Consider the following 19,084-nt stretch of genomic DNA (forward strand, 5'->3'; position numbering starts at 1 on the left):
ACTGCCCCCATGAACACCTCACCCCCCACCCACACGGGCTCCCGGCGGCGCGGTCTGCACCGTCGCCGCGGGGGCGCCGTCGCCCTGCTGCTCGCGGTGCCCGCCGCGGCCGTGCCGTACCTGCTCCTCACGCAGGACGACTCCCAGGCCGCGAAGGCCCGGACGTCAGCGGCAGCACCGTACAAGTGGAAGAACGCGCAGACCGTCGGCGGCGGTTACGTCCCGGGCCTCGTCTTCAACCAGCGTGAGCAGGGCCTGCTGTACGCCCGCACCGACATGGGCGGCGCGTACCGCTGGGACGCCGGCGCCGAGAAGTGGATCCCGCTGACCGACTGGCTCGGCGAGAAGGACTGGAACCTGCTCGGCATCGACTCTCTCGCCACCGACCCCGTCGACCCCGACCGGCTCTACCTCGGCGCGGGCACATACACCAACGACTGGGCGGGCAACGGCGCGATCCTGCGCTCCACCGACCGTGGCCGCACCTTCAAGCGCACCAAGCTGCCTTTCAAGATCGGCGGCAACGAGGACGGCCGCGGCGCCGGAGAACGCCTCGTCGTCGATCCGTCGGACAACTCGAACCTGCTCCTCGGCTCTCGCAAGAACGGGCTGTGGCGGTCCACCGACCACGGTGCGAGCTGGCGTCAGGTCGAGTCCTTCCCGGTCAAGGACGGGGCGGACAGCGGCGGGGGCATCTCGTTCGTGACGTACGGGCCGAAGGGCAGCGACACCGTGTACGTCGGAGTCGCCGACAAGTCCAAGCCCCTCTACCGCTCGACCGACGGCGGTGCCACCTGGCAGCCGGTCGCCGGGCAGCCGACCGGCCAGCTGCCGCAGCACGGTGTCGTCACGGGTGACGGCACGCTGTATGTGACGTACACCGACAACCTCGGGCCCAACGGCGTCACCGGCGGCTCGGTCCACAAGTACTCGACGAGCGGCGGGAGTTGGAAGGACGTGTCCCCCTCGCGGGGCTCGTACGGCTTCTCGGGGCTCGCGGTCGACCCGCGCAAGCCGTCCACGGTGATGGTCACGACACTGGGCCGCTGGTACCCCGAGGACGAGATCTACCGCACCACTGACGGCGGTTCGACCTGGAAGGCCCTCGCGGACAAGTCCGTACGGGACGCCTCCGGCGCGCCGTACGTCGGCACCCACACCGGTCACTGGATGACGGCCCTCGCGATCGACCCGTTCGACTCCGGGCACGTGCTGTACGGCACCGGCAACGGGATCTGGCGGAGCCAGGACGCCGACGCCGGGACGAGCCATTGGGCCGCAGGGGCCAAGGGACTCGAGGAGACGGCGATCCTCGACGCCATCGCCCCGCCCGGCGGCGCGAGCGTCCTGACCGCCATGGGTGACCAGGGCGGATTCCGGCACACCGACCTGACGCGGGTGCCGCCCGGGCGCATGAAGAACCCGCTGATGAGCAACAGCACCGACATCGACTACGCGGAGAAGAAGCCGTCGGTGATGGCGCGGGTCGGTACGGGCGGCAAGCAGGACGGCGCCTACTCCACCGACGGAGGCGTCACCTGGCGGGGCTTCGCCGCCGAACCGGTGGCCGGCGCCCACAGCGGCCGTATCGCCCTCGCGGCGGACGGCTCCACGCTGGTGTGGACCCAGGCCGGGCAGTCCCCGTACCGTTCGACGGACAAGGGAGCGACCTGGAGAGAGGTGCAGGGGCTCGGCACGGGGGCAGAGGTCGTCGCCGACCGCTCCTTGGCCCGCACCTTCTACTCCCTGGCCGGAGGCACCCTCTACGCCAGCACCGACGGCGGCGCGACCTTCACCGCCCGCGCGACCGGCCTGCCCGCCGACGGCCGCCTCAAGGCCGTGCCGGGCCGGGCCGGCGACCTGTGGATCACGGGTGGCGGCAAGGGCCTGCTCCATTCCACGGACGGTGGCGGCACGTTCACCCGGCTCACCTCGGTGACGTCCGCCTCGGCGGTCGGCTTCGGCAAGGCCGCGCCGCGCGCCTCGTACCAGACGCTGTACCTGATCGGCACGGTCAAGGACGTCACCGGCGTCTTCCGCTCCACCGACAAGGGCGCCACCTGGACCCGCGTCAACGACAAGGCCCACCAGTGGGGCGCCATCGGCAGTCAGGGCGTGGTGACCGGCGATCCCGACACCTACGGCCGTGTCTACATCGGCACCAACGGCCGCGGCCTCCAGTACGGCGACCCGTCCTGATCGCCGAGCGTCGCCCGTGACAGCGGGCCGCCCTCCTGGCCGAGGCGACATCCACGGTCAGGAGGGCGGAGTTCGTGGCGATCCTTGAGCCTGCTGAGAAGGGTCGCTGACCTGCGGCTCTCGCTGAGCGCGTCCGCAGCGAGCGGCGCAGCGACATGGAGAGCCGGGACGGCAGGCTGATGCGGAGGCTGCGGAAGCAGAAGTAGCTGCGGCGGCGTCGCGTCCGGCGGCTGCAGCAGACCGTGCGGAACGTCCGGCTTGGTCGCTTGCATGTGCGGCATGCCCTGCGGCAGTGGCCGCGGTGCGGGCACTTGCGGCGGCGTTGCGGGCGGCCTCGGCTGCCTGGCGTGCTGTTTTTGCGTCGGCGGCGTTTGCAGAGGCGGAGGTGGCTGCCGGGTGGGCGCGGGAGGCTGCTTGTCCGGTAGCCGACGTCGCGGCTGCCGCGCTGTCGTGGCGTTGGAGGCAGTACGTGCTGCGGACAGAGCAGTGTTGGATGCGCTGATGGCGGTACGCGCGGCCTGCGAAGCGCTGCTCGCCGCATCGGCCGCGCGCCCCACAGCCTCGCCGGCCTTAACAGCGTCCCCCTTGGCGGCGGCCGGCGGTGCCGCTGCTGGGGCCGGTGTCGGCACTGGCACTCGCACTGGCCGACGGAGCGGCCGGCCCCATCGCCTTGGCGCCGCAGGCGGCGGCCGGGGCGATGGGGCCGGGCGGTGGGGCTGGTGCTGAAACGGGGTCGGCGTCGGGGACGGGCAGGATCTATCAAGGCCGTGTCTCCGCTTTTCGGTTGCGCTTCGCTGTCCGGCTCAACCGATCTGCCTGCCTCGTGGCCCCAGGGGAAACCCGCTGGTCAGCTGGCCCGAGGCGACGGCGTGGAAGACGCATCCGTGGCCGTGGGTGTGGCCGTGGCCGTGGGCGCGGGCTGGGCCGTCGCCTCGGTCGTGGCTTCCGGAGTGGGAGCGGACCGCGGCGTGGCCTCGGGCCGGGGGGTTTGCTGCGCCACGCTCGCGGGGGTGGCCCGCTTGGTCCAGTCGTCCTGAAGCCTGACCTTGAAGGTGTCGCCGAGCCGGGACGGGTCCAGGGACAGACTGAAGGACCCGTTGGCGCTGACGCCTCCGGCGTCGAACCAGGTGCCGTCTGCCGCTTGGACCTGGAGGATGCCCTTGGCCTCGCTGTCGCCGAGGGTCTTGCCCTTGACGACGACCTTGGAGTCGCTCCAGGTGACGGAGGAGATGTCCGGGGTGGGCAAGGTGACGGGCACGGTGATCTCGGGACCGCTGGTTCCATCGGGGAAGTGCTGTCGGGCGGTCAGGTGGGCCCAGTCCCACTCCGCCTTGCGCGAGGGGTTGTTGTAGAAGTGACTGATGGAGCCGTCGTCCTCGATGTGTGTCCGCTCGTCGGTCACCCACGTCCCGTCCGCCGTGCGGAACTGCACGGACGCGCCGGGCTGCCCGGAACCGGTCAACGTAGGCCCCTGGACACCGTTCTTCGCCGTGAGCGACAGCTTCATCGGCAGTGTGGGGAGGATCTCGACGGGGACGGTGTCGTAGTTGTCGGGATTCTTCGGTTCGGACACCACCAGATTCGCCATGCCCGGGGGCACACTTGTCGGCACGGGGACGCCCCTCTTGTCGAAGATCGCGGACGACCCGGTCGTCGTGGTGGCGACCTGTCCGAGTGAGAACCGTCGCCCCTGAGTCACCAGTTGGACGTCCACGTTGCCGATGCTCTGAACGGAGTTGGTCCATCCATTGAGCCGCATGACACCACCGGCCCGCACGCGGGCGGTTGTGGCGTCCGTGTTCCACTGAAGCTGTGACGCGCGTGGATCGGTGATGATGCGGATGGTGCGCTTGTCCTCGTGGCCGGAGGCGGCGTCTTCGGTGACGTAGATGTCATGCACACCGGTGGGCACAGCGAAGCCCGACGTTGAGGCGGACCACATGCCGTCGTCGTTCACGCGTCCGCCGGACTTCAGTGGCATGGGCGTGCGGCCGGGGCCGTAGCTCAGAGAGATCCGCGCGCCGGGCTCGCCGATACCGCCGAAGGAGAGCCAGAAGTGGTTGGACAGGAAAGTACCCTCGCGCGGAGTGGTGAACATGGCGGGCTGGACGCCCAGCTTGATGGTGAGGGTGACGGGGGCGGAGGTCCGTTGGTGCCGGCCGCTCTTCTGGGTCACACGGAAATCGAAGAGGCCGTCCGCCAGTGCCCCGGCGGGGAAGCGGGCGATATCGGCCCATTTCCCGTCCGGGTCGACGAGGCCGGTGAAGCTGTTCAGTGACTTCCAGGAGGCGGCACCGGCCTTACGGTACTCAAGGGACAAGGTCGCTTTGGGTTCGCCGGTGCCACCGAAGCTGATCTGGCTGGACTGCCGACCGGCCGCCACGGTGGAGTGGTCGGCGGGTCGGGTGATCACCGGTCTGGCAAGACCGGCACCAGGGGTGTCGGCCCCGGAGAAGGCGCCGCTGACGGCGGTCGCCTGGGACATGGGTGTGGAGTAACCGGGTGTCACCGAGCTGGAGAGCGCCAGGAGCGCGAGCACCGCGACCGAAGACGTGCCCACGATGATCCGGGAGCGACACGGTCGAGCACGCCGCGTGCGGGACGCTCCGTAGGCCGTGCCGTGTGCCCCCGTGTGGTGTGCCATTCCCATTCCCGGTCTTGCTCCTTCGTGTGAGACGGCGTGCGACATGCAACAAGTGTTGCATGTCATCCCATGTGCAGTAAAATCGGTGCCAGCCCCGGCCGTCCGTCCTTGGTCGCCCTGTCCAGATATCCGCGCGGATCATCGGTCTGCGGATCCCGCACCGGCGTCGATTCGCCGACCGTGGGGCCCGGGGTGATCTGAATGGCCATGCCGGCCCCTTTCTCGGTTGCTGTGTGTTTTACGCACACCCGGGGGTCTCTCAAGCTTCTTCGAAGCAACTCCCATATCCTCAAAAGGAGTTGACGTGCTCAACTCCGTCTGAGCGGCCGTTGGGAAGCAGCGCAGACCACCACACGACGACTACTTGGAGCGCCAGTGCGGGATCGCCTTGCCTCTTCCGGGGGCAGCGGCATCCTTGCCCGGCGCATCCTGCCGACCTGGACGGCAACGGCGGTCCGCCAGGACCAGCCAGTGCACATCTACGTCGCCAGCCCCCGGGCAGCGGCAAGACCGCGGTCGCCGACGACGTCCGTACCGCAGGTGTCCGGGTGAGGGCCGACACCCGCCGCCGGCAGGCGGCCGCCCTGGCGCACGCGCGGGCCCACCGCTTCGGCGCGGTGATCGAAACCGCCCTGGGCGACGCCGACGTGGAAGACCTGCGGGCCGCCGCAGCGGCGGTCCGCAGGGACGGCACCCGCCTCGGACTCGTCACCGTCGCCGCCTCACTCGCCCACTGTCAGGCCGGCACTCTCGCCCGCTTCCTCGACGGCGCCCTCCATCAGGAGGGTGGGCGGTTCGTGAGCTGGGACAACCTCGACACCTGCGCGCAGCGGCTCCTGCGGAACCTGACGGTGGTCGAGGACGAACAGCTCGTTCACCAGATGCCCGTGGTGCGGCGGGACTTCGCCCTGCTGTACGACAACGAGCTGACCGGCGAGAGCACCTGGCGCCGCCGGCCCGCGGACGCACAGGCGGTGGCCACGGAACAGGTGGGGCCGTGGACCGCCCGCGAGGCAACCCGGTTCCTCCAGGGCCTCGCGCTGAGCGAGCGCCTGCTGCGCACGACGCCGATCCCCGAGGGCAACCGCCTCGCGGTCCAGCGGGACGTCACCCGGGCCACCGCACTCGCCGAACTCCTGCGCCGCCGCGCCCGGGCAACCCGTACGGCACCGGCGTGGACTACCACCGGCCGTCCTCCGGTGAACACACGTGGACCTTCGAAAACCTGATTGTGCCCGGCTACCTGGACGACATCCTTGCCCAGGAGCGGCCCCGGGCCGTGTACGTGATGGGGCAGCCCGTAGCAGGCGAGACCCGAGCTGCCCGCACCGTGCTGCGCACCTTGCGCGATCAGGGAACCCACGGCGGCAAGAGCCCCGAGGGCGGGAAAGAAGCCCGGGACGCCAAGGGCCGCAGCGGCTCGGGTCATGCCGTCGCCCCGGCGCACGGCACCCGGACCCCGGCCGGCGACGCCCGGCCCGGCTCGGCTGCGGCCGGCCGGCAGGACCAGGAGGCGCCCGGCGCACGCCAGTGCCGACGGCCTGACCGGCATCGGCGCCCTGGCCGCCGCCGTACTCGTCGGCGGTGTCGCCACCACCGTCTACGGCACCCGCCGCCGGGCCGGCCGCCAGCCGGACGCACGGTAACTGACGGCCCGTCAGTTCTCTGCGCCCTCCGCCACCCGGGAACGGGTGGCGGAGGCCACCGCGTTCCCGCCCCATGCGTCCCGGACCGCGAACGGCCCCCGCGCCCGGCCTCCCCGGCCCGCCCGCACCTCACCCCGGACCGCGCCGCGCACCGCCCCCTCCCTCGCCTTCGTCCGGGTCCGCATCATCGTGGAAGAGCAGCCAGAGGCCGAAGGACGCGTCCGGGGCGTCCAGCGGCGCGCCGAGGAGCCGCTCGCAGCGGCGCAGCCGGTTGTTGAGGGTGTGGCGGTGCACGCCCAGGGCCGCAGCGGTGCGGTCGTTGCGGTATTCCTCGCGGACCCAGGTGCGCAGCGTCGTCAGCAGGACGTTGCCGCCGGGTGCCGTCTCCAGGGTCTCCAGCAGGCGCGCGCGCAACAGCGCCACCCCGGCCAGGTCGATGGTCGCCGGCACCAGGTCCCGCCACTCCAGTTCGCCGTGGGTCACCAGGGGAACCTGTCGGCGAACGGCCTGGCGGGCGGCGGACCGTGCCTGTTCGTAGGCGACGCCCAGTTCGGAGCGGTGCTGGAGGGAGGCCAGGCCCGCGTGCACGGGGCGGGCGAGGTGGTCGGCCAGCCCGTCGACCAGGGTGCGGGCGTCCAGGAAGACCTCGGCGCGGGCCACCAGCAGCATCCCCTCGGGAACCTCGCACGGCGTCACCCAGCGCCCCAGGCCCCAGCACTCCTCCAGCGCCGCGCCGAGCAGCGTGGGCGAGGCACCGGTGAGCACCAGCATCGCGTACGGGCCGGCCTGCGGGAGCCGGAACTCCTCGACGACCTTGCTCCACACACCGCTCCGCAGCGCGTGGCCGGCCAGCAGCCGTATCCCCGCCTGGAGCATGAGCAGTTCGTGCGGGGCGGGCGGGCGGCCCCGGTTGAAGTGGTCGGCGAGCTCGGCCGCGGCGCGGTCCAGGCGCTCAAGACGGGCCGTGTCCAGAGGGCGGCCGGTCACCAGCAGCACCGCCCGGACACCGCCGCCGACGGCGATGGACCGCACCCGGACCCGCTCGCCGCCGGAGTCCAGCACCGCGCGGAACATCGGGTCGTGGCCGGCGGCGGGCGGCAGTTCGCCGCGCAGCCGAGCGAGCAGCGAACCGCCCGCGTCGGGGTGTCCGGCCAGGGGCCGCAGTCCGGCGTCGAGGACGTGGACGTGCGCGTCGAGTTCGGTGGCCAGCGCGCGGGCCCAGGCACCCAGCTCCGGGACAGCCGGCCGGACGCGGCGCAGCGCGGCATGGATCTCGGCCGCCGGGTCCTGGCCGTGCGCCGGGAGCCAGCGCACCACCGGCACCTCGTACTGCTCGGCCAAGGCGAGGAAACCGATGGGGACGGGCTGGGCGGCATCGGCCACCTGGACGACCGCGAGCGGTACGTGGCGCAGGCGGGCGATCAGGGCGCGCTGCGCGTCCCGGTCGGCCGGGATGGCCGCGGCGTCCAGGGCCACGGCGTGTCCGGCCGGCGGCGGGTCCGGTTCCGTCAGGGAGCGTCCGCGCAGGTCGGTCAGGTCGGTCACCTGCCGTTCCACACCCCAGGCGCCGACCATCAGACGGGCCTGCGGGGAGAGATTCGCCAGTAATTGCAGTGTCTGTACCGCCATATCCCCATTATTTCGGCCGGTGCGCGTGCCGCGGTGCCGCCGCCCGGTGACGGGGATCACCCGGGTCTTCCGTCCCGCCGGTTTCGGGACGTGCGGCCGGTCTCCGGGGCGGGCCATCCGTCCTGGACGCGTGGCCACCGGCGGCCGTCCGGAGCGGTGCGGCACCGCCTCCGGTGCGGTTCGCGGGCGGTGGCGGCTGGCCGCGTGGCCACAGGGGCCCGGCCGCACCCCGGCACACCGTCGGCACCGGTTTGTGGGGTGGGACTTTCGCCGGGAATTCCGCCGGCCCGGGCGGCCCAGTCTGGAGGCACACCACACGAGCACTCCGCCGGCCCGGAGAACGCCGCCCACCTCGCGGCACCGGGAACGGGCGTACCCCGTAGAGGAGATGACCGACAATGCCTGGTCCCGCGGTTTCCACCGACCCACCGGTGCCGCAGAACTGGTCGCCCCGGATGCTGCGCAATCCGCGGCGGCGGGAGGCGGCCCTCCTGGGAGTCAGCGCGGTCTCCACGATCCAGATGGTCGACCCGAGCCTGAACTCCACCGCCCTGCCGCGGGCCGCCGAGGGCCTGGGCATGAGCTCCGGAACGATGACGCTGGCGGCCAGTATCGCCACGCTGCTGTTGGCGGCCTCGATGCTGGGCACCGGGTCCCTGGGCGACCTGCGCGGACGTCGCAAGGTCCTGCTGGCCGGCGCGCTCGCCGCGGTCGTCGGCTGCCTGGTGACCGCCCTGGCCGGCAACGGCGCCGTCTTCCTCATCGGACGCATCGTCACCGGTATCGGGACGGCGGCCGCCTTCGGCATGAGTCTGGCGATCATCCCCTTGCTTTTCCACCCGCGCGAGCTGCCCCGGGCGTTCGGGATCTGGCTCGGTGTGCAGGGCATCATGATCGTGGTCGCCTGTATCGGCGGTGGTCTGCTGGTCACGCACTTCAGCTGGCGGATCGGCTACCTCGTCATCCCGGTGATCGGCCTGATCGCCACCGCCTGGGCGTACCTGACGGTGCCGGACAGCCGGGCCGAGAAGGCGCGCCGCTTCGACACGGTCGGGGTGCTGCTCGCGGCCCTGGCGCTGATCTGCCTGATCGAAGGGTTCAGCCAGGTCGGTGCGCACGGCTGGCTGTCGCCGGTCACGCTGGGGCTGATGGCGGCCGCGGTGGTGCTGTTCGGCCTGTTCGCCGCCTGGGAGCGGCGGGTGGACGAACCGGCCTTCCCGATGGAGCTGTTCGCCTCCCGCCCGTTCGTCGCGGCGATCGTGGTCGGGGTGGTCTTCAACCTCGGCAACGCGGCGGTGACCATGCAGTACCCGCTGATGGTCCAGGGGACGCTCGGCAAGTCGGCCTTCGTCTCCTCGATCGTGATCGCGATGTTCGGCGCGGGCTCGATCGGTGGTGCGTTCGGGGCCGGGGCCTTCCAGACCCGGCGGGGCATCAGCGACCGGGCGATGTTCGTCAGCGGTCTCGGCATCATCGCGGTCGCCCTGCTGGCCATGGCCTTCACCACCGAACACACCCCGCTGTGGCTGTTCCTGGCGACCTCGACGGTGATCGGATTCGGCGTCACCTGGGCACAGAACCCCCAGTCCACGGTGATGATGCGGTCCGCGCCGTCCTCGATGGTCGGGTCCGTGGGCGCGATCAAGCCCGCGGTCGGTCAGATGGGCATGGGGCTCGGCCTGGGCGGTCTCATCCCGGTGGTGAACTCCTTCACCGCCTCCTCCTCCGGTACGCCGCAGCACGCCGCCGCCCGCGGCTTCGCACTCGGCATGCTGCTGGTCGCCGTCTTCCTCGCGGTCGCCGCGCTGGTCATCTGGCGGATGATGCGGCCCCGGCGAGACGACGGCCCCGCAACGGTCCCGAACCGGACCGCCACCGAACCGGCCGAATGGGCCCAGGCGGCCGCGCGGACCGACGAACCCGCCTGACCCCTGGCGCACCCGGCTCCCCTGGCCCGCCTCCCTTCCCCCGCCCGTACCACCCGTACCACCCGTACCACCCTAGGAAGGTCCCCCATGAGCACCACTCCCGCGATCGAGCCCGCCGGCCAGGCACCCGAGCGGATCTTCGTCAACGCCAACCTGATCACCGTCGATCCGTCCCGGCCCCGGGCCGAGGCGCTCGCGGTGAGCGGCGGCCGCATCATCGCCCTCGGCGACAGCGACGAGATCCGCGCCCTGGGCGGCCCGGACACCGACATCGTCGACCTGGGCGGCCGTACCGCGCTGCCAGGCTTCGTCGAGGCGCACGGCCACCCGAGCGTCAGCATGACCACCGACGGCCCCGACGTGGTGGACATCCGCCCGATGACCTGCCCCACCGCCGAGGCCGTGCGCGCGCGGATCAACGAGACCATCGCCGCCGCCGAACCCGGTGTGCCGCTGGCCTTCGTCGGCTGGGACACCCTCCTCCAGGAGGGCCTCGGAGAGCCCACCCGCGCCTGGCTGGACGAGCTGGCCCCCGCCAACCCGGTCGCGATACTCCAGAACTCCGCGCACATGTCCTGGGGCAACTCCCTGGCCGTCAAGGCGATCGGGCTCACCCGCGACACCCCGGACCCGGCCGGCTGCCACTTCGAGCGCGACGCCGACGGCGAGCCCACCGGGAAGGCGGTCGAGGCCCCGGCCTCTCTGATGATGATCGGCACCCCGCTGAACCCGCCCGCTGACCGCGCCCCCGCGCTGCTCGCCAATGAGCACGAGGTGCTCGCCGCCCGTGGCCTGACCACCTGCGGGGACCTCGGCCTCAAGGCCGGCATGCGGGAGGTCTGCGCCGCGTTCGCCCGGAGCCCGGAGGCCCGGGTGCGGGTCCGGGCCTACGAGATGTCCAACGCGGAGCTGCACACGGACGCCGTCCCCGGCCAGGGCGACGCCATGTTCCGCCAGATAGGCATCAAGATGTGGGCCGACGGAAGCCCGTGGATCGGCAACATCGCCACCAGCTTCCCGTACCTCACCAACGACCGCACCGCCGCCATCGGCCTGGGCCCCGACCACCGCGGCTGCGCCAACTACACGGCGGAGCAGGCCCGCGCGATCGCCGAGGCGTACCTGCCGCGCGGCTGGCAGCTGGCCTGCCACGTCCACGGCGACGTGGCGGTGGACATGATGCTCGACGTCTTCGAGAAGGTGCTGGACGAGCACGGGCGCCCGGACCACCGCACCCGCTTCGAGCACTGCGGCACCATGACCCGCGAGCAGTACCGGCGGGCCGCCGAGCTGGGCATCACCTGCAGCCTCTTCGTGGACCACATCTACTACTGGGGCGACGTCCTGGTGGAGAGCCTGTTCGGGGAGCGGGCCGAGGACTGGGCCAACGCCCGGGCCGCCCTGGACGCCGGCATCCGGATCTCCTTCCACAACGACTCGCCGGTCACCCCGGTGGAGCCGCTGCGCAACATCCAGGTCGCGGTCACCCGCCGCACCCGCTCCGGCACCCGCGTCCTGGGACCGCAGAACCGCGTCACCCTCGACGAGGCGATCCGCGCCGAGACCATCGACTCCGCGTGGCAGCTCCAGAGCGAGCACGAGGTCGGCTCCCTCGAAGTGGGCAAGCACGCCGACCTGGTGGTCCTGAACGACGACCCGTACGCGGTGGACCCGGACACCATCGGTGACCTCCAGGTACTCGCCACCTACCTGGACGGCCGGCCGACCTACACCGCCTGACCCCGGCCAGGCACCGTCCCCCTGCCCCGCGACCCGGCACCGACCGGCGTCCGCGGGGCCGCGGGCGTGGGGGAGCGGGGCATGTCGGGTAGGGACGTCGGTCCTACCGGTAGGGGCGACGTTCACCGGGATGCGCGCGTCCCCCGCCCCCACGCGGATGGTGGCCGATCCGGGCCGCGTCCGCCTCGTCCATGCCGACCGTGAGGAACCGCGTGATCGTGCCGTCCTCGCCCAGTACGCTCAGCGCCCCGTACTCCGTGTCGACGCCAGGGCAGCCGCGGACCGAGCGATCCGCCGCAGGACGACTTCCAGGTCGAGGTCGGAGCCGATGGCCGGCACGACGTCCAGCAGTGTGCGGGCCCCGGGCCCCTGCGTTCGTTCTTCCACCGCAGCTCCGTTCGTCTCCGTGCGGCCCGACCACCAGCATGCCGGACGCCGCCGCCCGCCTGGTGCCTGGCCTGAAAGTCCCGGCGGGAAGGGAAGTTCGCCCCTACCGGGCCGCCTGCCCCGGCACCACGATCAGCAGAGCGATCACCGCGACGAGCGGCACGGAAACGCTCTCGTCGACGCTCACCACGTTCCCACCACCCCGGGGAGACCCATGCTGTCGTCCGACTCGGCCGCCGTTGTCCGCGCCACCCTGCCCGCCGTCGACGCGGCCCTGAACGAGATCACGGGCCGCTTCTACACCGCCATGTTCGGCGCGCGGCCCGAGCTGCTGGACGGGCTGTTCAACCGCGGCAACCAGGCCAGCGGCGAGCAGAGCCAGGCACTGGCCGGATCCATCGCCGCGTTCGCCGAGGCGCTGCTGGCCGACCCCGACGCCCACCCGGACGCTCTGCTGTCGCGGATCGCGCATAAGCACGCCGCGCTCGGCGTCACCGAGGACCAGTACACGATCGTTCACAAGTACCTCTTCGGCGCGATTGCCGAGGTCCTGGGCGAGGCGATCACCCCGGAGGTGGCCGCCGGCTGGGACGAGGTGTACTGGCTGATGGCGGGCGCACTGATCGCGCGGGAAGCCCGCCTCTACCACGAGGCCGGGGTCGATCCGCGTGCGCCGTGGCGCCGGTGGACGGTGGTGGAGCGGCGCGAGGAGACCCCGGACGCGGTCTCCTTCCTGCTGCGCCCGGCCGACGGCGGCCCGCTGCCCCGGGCGCGCGCCGGCCAGTACGTCAGCGTCAAGGTGCCGATGCCCGACGGCATCCACCAGACCCGCCAGTACAGCCTGTCGGACGCGCCCGGCGACCGGCTGCGCCGGATCACCGTCAAGCGGGTGGCGAGCGTGGCCGACGCCCCCGAGGGCGAGGTCTCCAACGAGCTGCACCGCACCGTACGGGCCGGCGACGAACTCACCCTGTCGGCACCATTCGGCGACGTGGTTCTCGACGGCGCCGACGCTCCGCTGCTGCTGGTCTCCGCCGGGATCGGCTGCACCCCGATGGTCGGCATGCTCGCCCACCTCGCCGCCACCGGCTCGTCCCGCCCGGTGCGCATCCTGCACGCCGACCTCAGCCCGGCCGACCACGCCCTGCGCGCCGAAACCAAGCGCCTGGTGTCTCAACTCCCCGACGCTCAGGCGCACTTCTGGTACGAGCGGGGCGCGGACGAGGAGGCCGGCGCGCGCCCGGGCCGGATGGTCCTGGACGGCCCGGGTCTGGGACTGGACCTCGACCTGTCCGCCGATACCGACGTGTACCTGTGCGGCTCGCTGCCCTTCATGCGCGCCGTCCGCACCGGTCTGCTCCGGGCCGGCGTCCCCGCCCGCCGCATCCGCTACGAGGTCTTCGGCCCTGACCTGTGGCTGGCCCACGCCGACAGCTGAACGCACCCACCGCCGACACGGGAGGCGGCGGATCCCACCGGGGCCCGCCGCCTCCCGTTGCCGTCCGCAGCCGGCCGCGGCCGGTCAAGAGGGCCGGAAGTCCCGGGGGTTGCGGACCTTCAGCGGACCCGGCGCGCGGGGGGATCTGTGAGGCTCTCGTTGCAGGCGCAAGATCATCGGCCGTGGCCCGCCACCTCGACGCATCGCCGCAACGACACATCGCCACCACGACATACGCCGGGGCCGGTGGGTCACGGACCGCGCCGCGAGCGCGGACGGGCGCGACACCGCGCGCCCGATGACGCCGGAGACCGGAGACGGAGCGAAGCACTATGGCAGCCGCGAACAGGGGAGAAGAGGGGACGCACCGCCCCGACGAGGCGCGCGAATCGGAGGACGACACCGAGGAACTGCCCTCGGTGGGCGTGGCACCACCGCGCCCGGAGACCACCGGTCCGGCGCACACGCCCGTCCCGACCGAGGGCCGGGCGCGCCCGCAGGACGTGGCCGTGGCCGGGATCGCTCTCGTCAAGGAGCTGTTGGAACCCGCCGAACCGGCCGCCAAGGGCGGCGCCCCGGCTCCGGCCCCAACCGCTCCGCCACCGGCCCCCGCCGACGCCGGAACCGCTCCGGCCGCACGCCGCCCGAAGAAGCGCCCGGCGGCCGCGGCCCCTCCCGGCCCCCGCCCCCACCGCGTCGGCGAGAACCCCTCACAGCGCCGCGCCCCCTCCGCCGACCCCGCGCTGGTGGAACGGCGAGGCCGCTCGTTCTCCGGCTGGGCGGCCATCCTCCTCGCCGTCCTGGCCTCGGCCTGCTGCGCGACCGTGCTCTGGTGGCACGGCCTCCTCCCGGAGCGTGCGGTACGCGCCGCGGGCCTGCCGCTCGTCCCGGACCACGGCCCCGTGCGGCTGTGGGAGTGGACGCTGGTCGGGTGCGGCGGAGTCGTGGCGCTGCTCGCGCTCGGCGGGCTCACCCGGGGGCGGGCCGGGAGCGTCTGGGTGCTCAGCCTGTTCGGACGGTACCGGGGCAGCGTGCGGCGCACCGGGCTTGTCTGGATCAACCCTTTGGTGCTGCGCCGCAGAGTGGACGTCCGGCTGCGGCACTGGCGCAGCGAGCCGATGCCCGCCGTGGACGCGGCCGGCATCCAACTCCGCGTCGTCGTCCTGGTGGTGTGGCGGATCAAGGACACCGCGCGGGTGCTGCTCGCCGTCAACGACCACGAGGCGTATCTGCGCGAACAGGTGGAGGCGGCGATGGCCCGGGTGCTCTCCCAACTGCCCGCCGACGCCTTCCACGAGGACACCCCGACCCTGCGGGACGCGGAGGCGGTCGGCGACACGCTGACGAAGACCCTGTCCGCCGGCTGCCTGCCGGTGGGCATCGAGATCTTCTCCGCCCAGCCCACCCGGCTCGAGTACGCGCCGGAGGTGGCGGCCGCGATGCGGCGCAGCCAGATCGCCGCCCTCGATGCCAAGCACCGCGGCACCGTACTGACCTCGGTCATCGACGCCGTGGCCGAGACCATCCACGGGCTGACCTCGCGCGGCCTGGTCGAGCTCGACGACTACGAACGCCGGGCGCTGGTACGGGACTTGACCATCGCCTTCTACACCTCGCGGGGCAGCGCACCGGCGGAGACCTGAGTGGACCCCTTACACACGGAATACCGAACACGCAACACGGAAGGCAGGTGAGCGCATGCGCACTCCCGAATTCACCGAGGAGATACCCGCGGACTGCGCCTGTGCGTTCTGCGCGGGCGCGGCAGGCACTGAGGCCGGCGGGGGACGGCACGGCGGACGGCGCGCCCGCTGCGCCGTACGTGGCGCGGTCGCGGCCGCGGTGGGCGCGGCCGCCGTGATCGGCGCGGGCACGACCGCCGCCGCCGAACCGGCGCCGAGCCACGTCGGCTGGGACGGCAGCAAGTACTGGTATCAGGACGCCACCGGCTGGTGGCGCTGGACCAGCCACTACGACAAGTACCTCCGTCACACCGGCGGTTCGGCGTCCGGCGCCGGCGCGTCCGGGGTCACGCACACCGCGCCCTCGTCCTCCTCCGCCGGGCACAACCCCCGTCCTACCTTCCGGGGCCGGGCCGGCTGGGACACCACGGACCGGGTGTACTGGTACCAGCAGGGCGGCAGCTGGTGGTGGACCAGCCACCAGTGGAAGTACGAGGCCCGCACCGGCCGCTCCGGCTCGACGGCCCGGACCGACTCCCCGGCTTCGTCGTCCAGGAGCCGCGCCGGGCATGCCGACCGTGGCAGCCATGGCAGCCACGGTACGGAGGCCGCGATCCGCTGGGCGATGGGCCAGCTCGGCAAGCCGTACACCTGGGGTGGCAACGGCCCGTACGGGTACGACTGTTCGGGCCTGGTGCAGCAGGCGTACCGCCGTGCGGGCATCTCGCTGCCGCGGGTCGCCGACGCCCAGTACCGCGCCGCCGCGAAGCTCTCCCGTTCGCAGCTGCGCCGCGGTGACCTGGTCTTCTGGTCCTCCAACGGCTCGCCCTCCGGTATCCACCACGTGGCGATCTACCTCGGTGGCGGCCAGTATGTGGAGGCCCCGCGCCCCGGCAAGTCCGTGCGGATCTCCTCGTTCTCGTACTACAACCCCACGCTCTACGGCCGGGTCGGCTGAGCGGATTCGATGGGCCGGGGTGCGCCGGGGTGAACGGTGGTGAGCCGCGCACCTTGGCGCGCTTGCCCGGCGGCCTCCACGGCCGACTTCGCAAGGGCCGCGGCACCACGGATCTTGCGGTTCTTCAGCCAGGTCTGGCCAGTCTCCTTGACCCATCTCGCGGTCTCCGCCGTGACAGCCATACCCGGGGCCCCGGGCCCACCGACTCTTACAAATGACCAGTTCCGACTCATTTGAAAGGTAGGGCCCGACCGTGACGGATTCCGCTGGACCGAAACACGCGAGCGGTGCGGGCGTTGTACCGCAACTGCGATGGGATGCCGCGCGGACGGACGCACGGGTGAGACCGGGGGCCCGTATCTCGCTCGCGGGGTGGACCGGCGCGTCCCGGCGCGCCGGTCCGGTGGACGTCTTCCTGGTGGCTCAGGGCGCGACGTACAGCCTGGCGCGGATCGGCGCCGGCGGGGCGGGCGGCGGGCCCGGCCACTTCCGCCGCAGCGGGGTGGCCGTTCCCGGCGATGTGCCGCCCGGCGCGGCCGTCCTGGTGGTGATCGATCCGGGCAACCCGATGGAGATCGACTCCATCCCCGTGGCGGTGATGGGGCTGGTGGGCTGGTGACGGCGACCGGTCCGCGGCCGCCGTCACGCTCAGCGAACCGACGGGCCGACGAGGCTCCGCCCCTGCTCCTGGCCCGAACCCGCGCACGGCCCCTGGCCTCTCCTCATGAGGACAGCCGCCTGCCCGGCGATGGCGGCCGCCTGGGCGCGGCGCTCCACCCCCAGCTTGTCGAACAGCCGCGAGACATAGTGCTTGACCGTCTTCTCGGCCAGGAACAGCCGCTGCCCGATCTGGCGGTTCGTCAGCCCCTGGCCGATCAACTCCAGGATCTGCAGGTCGCGTTCGGTCAGGTCGGGGAAGGCGTCCAGGCCCCGCTTCGGCTTGCGGCCGCAGCGCACTCGTTCCATGAGCGCGGCGACCGCGCCGGGACCGAGCAGCGAGCGCCCCGCGGCCGCCTCCCGCACCGCGCCCACCAGCTCCGGCCCGCGCACCTGCTTCAGCAGAAATCCGCAGGCCCCGGCCGTGAGCGCGTCGAGCTGCACCTCGTCGTCGGCGTACGTGGTCAGCATCAGGCACGCCACCCCTGGCGCGGCCGTGCGCAGCGCGCTGCATACGGCCACGCCGTCACCGTCGGGCAGGTGCACGTCCAGCACGGCGACGTCCGGACGCAGCGCGGGGACGCGGGCCAGCGCCTCCTGCGCCGTCGCGCCTTCGCCCACCACCGTGAGGTCCGACTCCGCGTTGAGCAGACCGGCCACCCCACGGCGCACCATCTCGTGATCGTCGAGGACGAACACCCGGATCGGGCCGTCAGCGCTTGTCATCGGCGGTGGCCTGGGTGGGCGTGGGCGAGGGGGTCTGTGCGGGCGCGGGCGAGGGGGCCTGCGTGGGCTGCGCGCTGCGCGTCGGCTCGGGGGCCGGCGTGGAATCCGAGCCTTCCGCGGACTGCGGGCTCCGTGCGGAGTCGGGGGTCGGAGCCTGCGAGGGCGCGGGGGTGTGCTGAGCCGGAGAAGCGGGGGTGGCCTTGTCGGTCCAGCCGTCCACGAAGCGGACGGCGAAGGTGGCGCCGAGCTTCGCGGGGTCGACGTGCAGGGTGAACGTGCCGCTGCCGGAGTACCCGCCCTGGTCAAACCATGTGCCGTCCGCGCCGAGGACCTGCATCCGCCCCTTGCCGCCCTCGTCACCGAGCGTGGTGCCGGTGACGGTGACGTCCTTCTTCGTGCGTGCCACCCCGGAGATTTCGGGGGTCGGGAAGGCGACGGGCACCACCAGATTCGCCATGCCCCCGGGTACGCCGACCGGGACGGGGACACCGCTGACGTCGAAGACCGCGGAACTCTTGCCGTTCCCGTAGGGCTCGGTGGCGAACGTGCCGAGAGGGAACCGCCGGCCCTGGGTCGTCAGCTGGACCGCCACGTCACCCACGGGGCCCATGGAGTTGGTCCAGCCGTAGAGCCGCGTGGTGCCGCCGGCCCGGACCCGGCTGGTGGTGCTCTTCACGTCCCACTGGAGCCGGGACACGTTCCGGTCGGTGATGAAGGTGAGGGTGCGCTTGTCCTCCTGGCCGGGTGCGGCGTCCTCGCTGACGTACATGTCGTACGTACCGGCGGGAACGGAGTCCTTCAGCGCGGTGGCGACCCACGTACCGTCCCCGCCCACCCGCACGCTGCCCCTGAGCGCCATCGATGTGCGGTCCGGGCCGTAGGACAGGGAGATCCGCGCGCCGGGCTCGCCGGAGCCGGCGAAGATGATCCGGGGGTTGTGCCGGCCCACATGCGTGGGGGAGCCGTCCGCGGGCCGGGTGATCACGGGAGCGACCACACCGGGGCCGGGCGTGTCCGCCGAGGCCGTGGCACTGGTCAGGAGACGGGCGAGCGCGGTGGCGGTGCCCGGGCTCTTGGCGGACAGGGCCCGGTGCGGCCGGGCGTGCCGCGGGCGGGGAGCCGTCTTCCGGGCGGTTTCCGCCTCTCTGTGATGTCTCATGCTGCTGTCGCTCCTTCGTATGAGGCGGCGGTACGGCGCGGCCCGTGGGGGAGAGGCCCTGGTGAGGTCCGCCGCCTGGGCGCGGCGGGGCGCGGTGCGGCAGGGCCTGGGTACGGGCGGCCATCCGGGCGCTGCCGGAGCACCGCTCCGCGACGAGAGCGGTGCGTTCTTCGCGCGTTCTTCGCCCAGGGTCATGCACCCGGGGTTGCAGCAATCGTTGCACAACTGCGGGCATGCACCAAAATGAGCGACGCGCGCACCGACCGAGGGGCGAGAAGAGGGGGCGGGAAG

General features: G+C 72.6%; 15 protein-coding genes. 9 read left to right on the forward strand and 6 right to left on the reverse strand.

What is annotated here, in order from left to right:
• Positions 1-9: 9 nt before the first annotated feature.
• Positions 10-2,199: a WD40/YVTN/BNR-like repeat-containing protein gene (locus ACF062_RS07165; RefSeq protein ID WP_392136779.1), complete on the forward strand. Its 2,190-nt coding sequence runs from the start codon at positions 10-12 to the stop codon at positions 2,197-2,199.
• A gap of 847 nt (positions 2,200-3,046) precedes the next feature.
• Here ACF062_RS07165 and ACF062_RS07170 read toward each other — a convergent pair.
• Positions 3,047-4,759, reverse strand: a complete 1,713-nt coding sequence (locus ACF062_RS07170) for a hypothetical protein (RefSeq protein ID WP_392136781.1) — start codon at positions 4,757-4,759, stop codon at positions 3,047-3,049.
• Between the two features lie 146 nt (positions 4,760-4,905).
• Positions 4,906-5,052 carry a hypothetical protein gene (locus ACF062_RS07175; protein ID WP_392136783.1) on the reverse strand — a complete coding sequence of 49 codons (147 nt, stop codon included), beginning with the start codon at positions 5,050-5,052 and terminating at the stop codon, positions 4,906-4,908.
• A 24-nt stretch (positions 5,053-5,076) separates the two neighbouring features.
• Here ACF062_RS07175 and ACF062_RS07180 point away from each other — a divergent pair, with 24 nt between their 5' ends.
• Positions 5,077-6,072 (forward strand): zeta toxin family protein, encoded by a 996-nt coding sequence (locus ACF062_RS07180; protein ID WP_392136785.1) that lies wholly within the window; start codon positions 5,077-5,079, stop codon positions 6,070-6,072.
• A gap of 198 nt (positions 6,073-6,270) precedes the next feature.
• Positions 6,271-6,489 carry a hypothetical protein gene (locus tag ACF062_RS07185; RefSeq protein ID WP_392136787.1) on the forward strand — a complete coding sequence of 73 codons (219 nt, stop codon included), beginning with the start codon at positions 6,271-6,273 and terminating at the stop codon, positions 6,487-6,489.
• A gap of 129 nt (positions 6,490-6,618) precedes the next feature.
• Here ACF062_RS07185 and ACF062_RS07190 read toward each other — a convergent pair whose 3' ends face one another.
• Positions 6,619-8,118: a PucR family transcriptional regulator gene (locus ACF062_RS07190; RefSeq protein ID WP_392136788.1), complete on the reverse strand. Its 1,500-nt coding sequence runs from the start codon at positions 8,116-8,118 to the stop codon at positions 6,619-6,621.
• 398 nt (positions 8,119-8,516) lie between these two features.
• Between ACF062_RS07190 and ACF062_RS07195 the strand changes: the two genes are divergently transcribed.
• Positions 8,517-10,046, forward strand: coding sequence for an MFS transporter (locus ACF062_RS07195; protein ID WP_392136790.1), 1,530 nt, complete (start codon positions 8,517-8,519; stop codon positions 10,044-10,046).
• A gap of 87 nt (positions 10,047-10,133) precedes the next feature.
• The gene (locus ACF062_RS07200) at positions 10,134-11,786 is read left to right on the forward strand and encodes an amidohydrolase (protein WP_392136792.1); all 1,653 of its coding nucleotides are present in this window, start codon (positions 10,134-10,136) and stop codon (positions 11,784-11,786) included.
• A gap of 240 nt (positions 11,787-12,026) precedes the next feature.
• Here the strand turns inward: ACF062_RS07200 and ACF062_RS07205 are convergent, their stop codons facing one another.
• Positions 12,027-12,173 (reverse strand): hypothetical protein, encoded by a 147-nt coding sequence (locus ACF062_RS07205; protein WP_392136794.1) that lies wholly within the window; start codon positions 12,171-12,173, stop codon positions 12,027-12,029.
• A gap of 214 nt (positions 12,174-12,387) precedes the next feature.
• Here ACF062_RS07205 and ACF062_RS07210 point away from each other — a divergent pair, with 214 nt between their 5' ends.
• The 4 genes from ACF062_RS07210 to ACF062_RS07225 all read left to right on the forward strand — a co-directional run bounded on the left by ACF062_RS07210 (position 12,388) and on the right by ACF062_RS07225 (position 16,870).
• Complete coding sequence (locus tag ACF062_RS07210) at positions 12,388-13,611, forward strand: globin domain-containing protein (protein ID WP_392136796.1); 1,224 nt, start codon at positions 12,388-12,390, stop codon at positions 13,609-13,611.
• A 332-nt stretch (positions 13,612-13,943) separates the two neighbouring features.
• Positions 13,944-15,254, forward strand: coding sequence for an SPFH domain-containing protein (locus ACF062_RS07215; protein ID WP_392136798.1), 1,311 nt, complete (start codon positions 13,944-13,946; stop codon positions 15,252-15,254).
• Positions 15,255-15,309: 55 nt separating this feature from the next.
• On the forward strand, positions 15,310-16,251 hold the full coding sequence (locus ACF062_RS07220) for a C40 family peptidase (RefSeq protein ID WP_392136799.1): 942 nt from the start codon (positions 15,310-15,312) through the stop codon (positions 16,249-16,251).
• A 340-nt stretch (positions 16,252-16,591) separates the two neighbouring features.
• Positions 16,592-16,870 (forward strand): hypothetical protein, encoded by a 279-nt coding sequence (locus ACF062_RS07225; protein ID WP_392136800.1) that lies wholly within the window; start codon positions 16,592-16,594, stop codon positions 16,868-16,870.
• Positions 16,871-16,899: 29 nt separating this feature from the next.
• Here ACF062_RS07225 and ACF062_RS07230 read toward each other — a convergent pair whose 3' ends face one another.
• Both ACF062_RS07230 and ACF062_RS07235 read right to left on the reverse strand, forming a co-directional pair.
• Complete coding sequence (locus ACF062_RS07230) at positions 16,900-17,634, reverse strand: response regulator (RefSeq protein ID WP_392136801.1); 735 nt, start codon at positions 17,632-17,634, stop codon at positions 16,900-16,902.
• Positions 17,621-18,793, reverse strand: a complete 1,173-nt coding sequence (locus ACF062_RS07235; RefSeq protein WP_392136802.1) for a hypothetical protein — start codon at positions 18,791-18,793, stop codon at positions 17,621-17,623. Before ACF062_RS07235 ends, ACF062_RS07230 begins: the two co-directional genes overlap by 14 nt.
• Between the last annotated feature and the right edge of the window lie 291 nt (positions 18,794-19,084).

The sequence above is a fragment of the Streptomyces sp. NPDC015345 genome (genome assembly GCF_043078805.1).
In the GTDB taxonomy this organism is placed as follows: Bacteria; Actinomycetota; Actinomycetes; order Streptomycetales; family Streptomycetaceae; genus Streptomyces.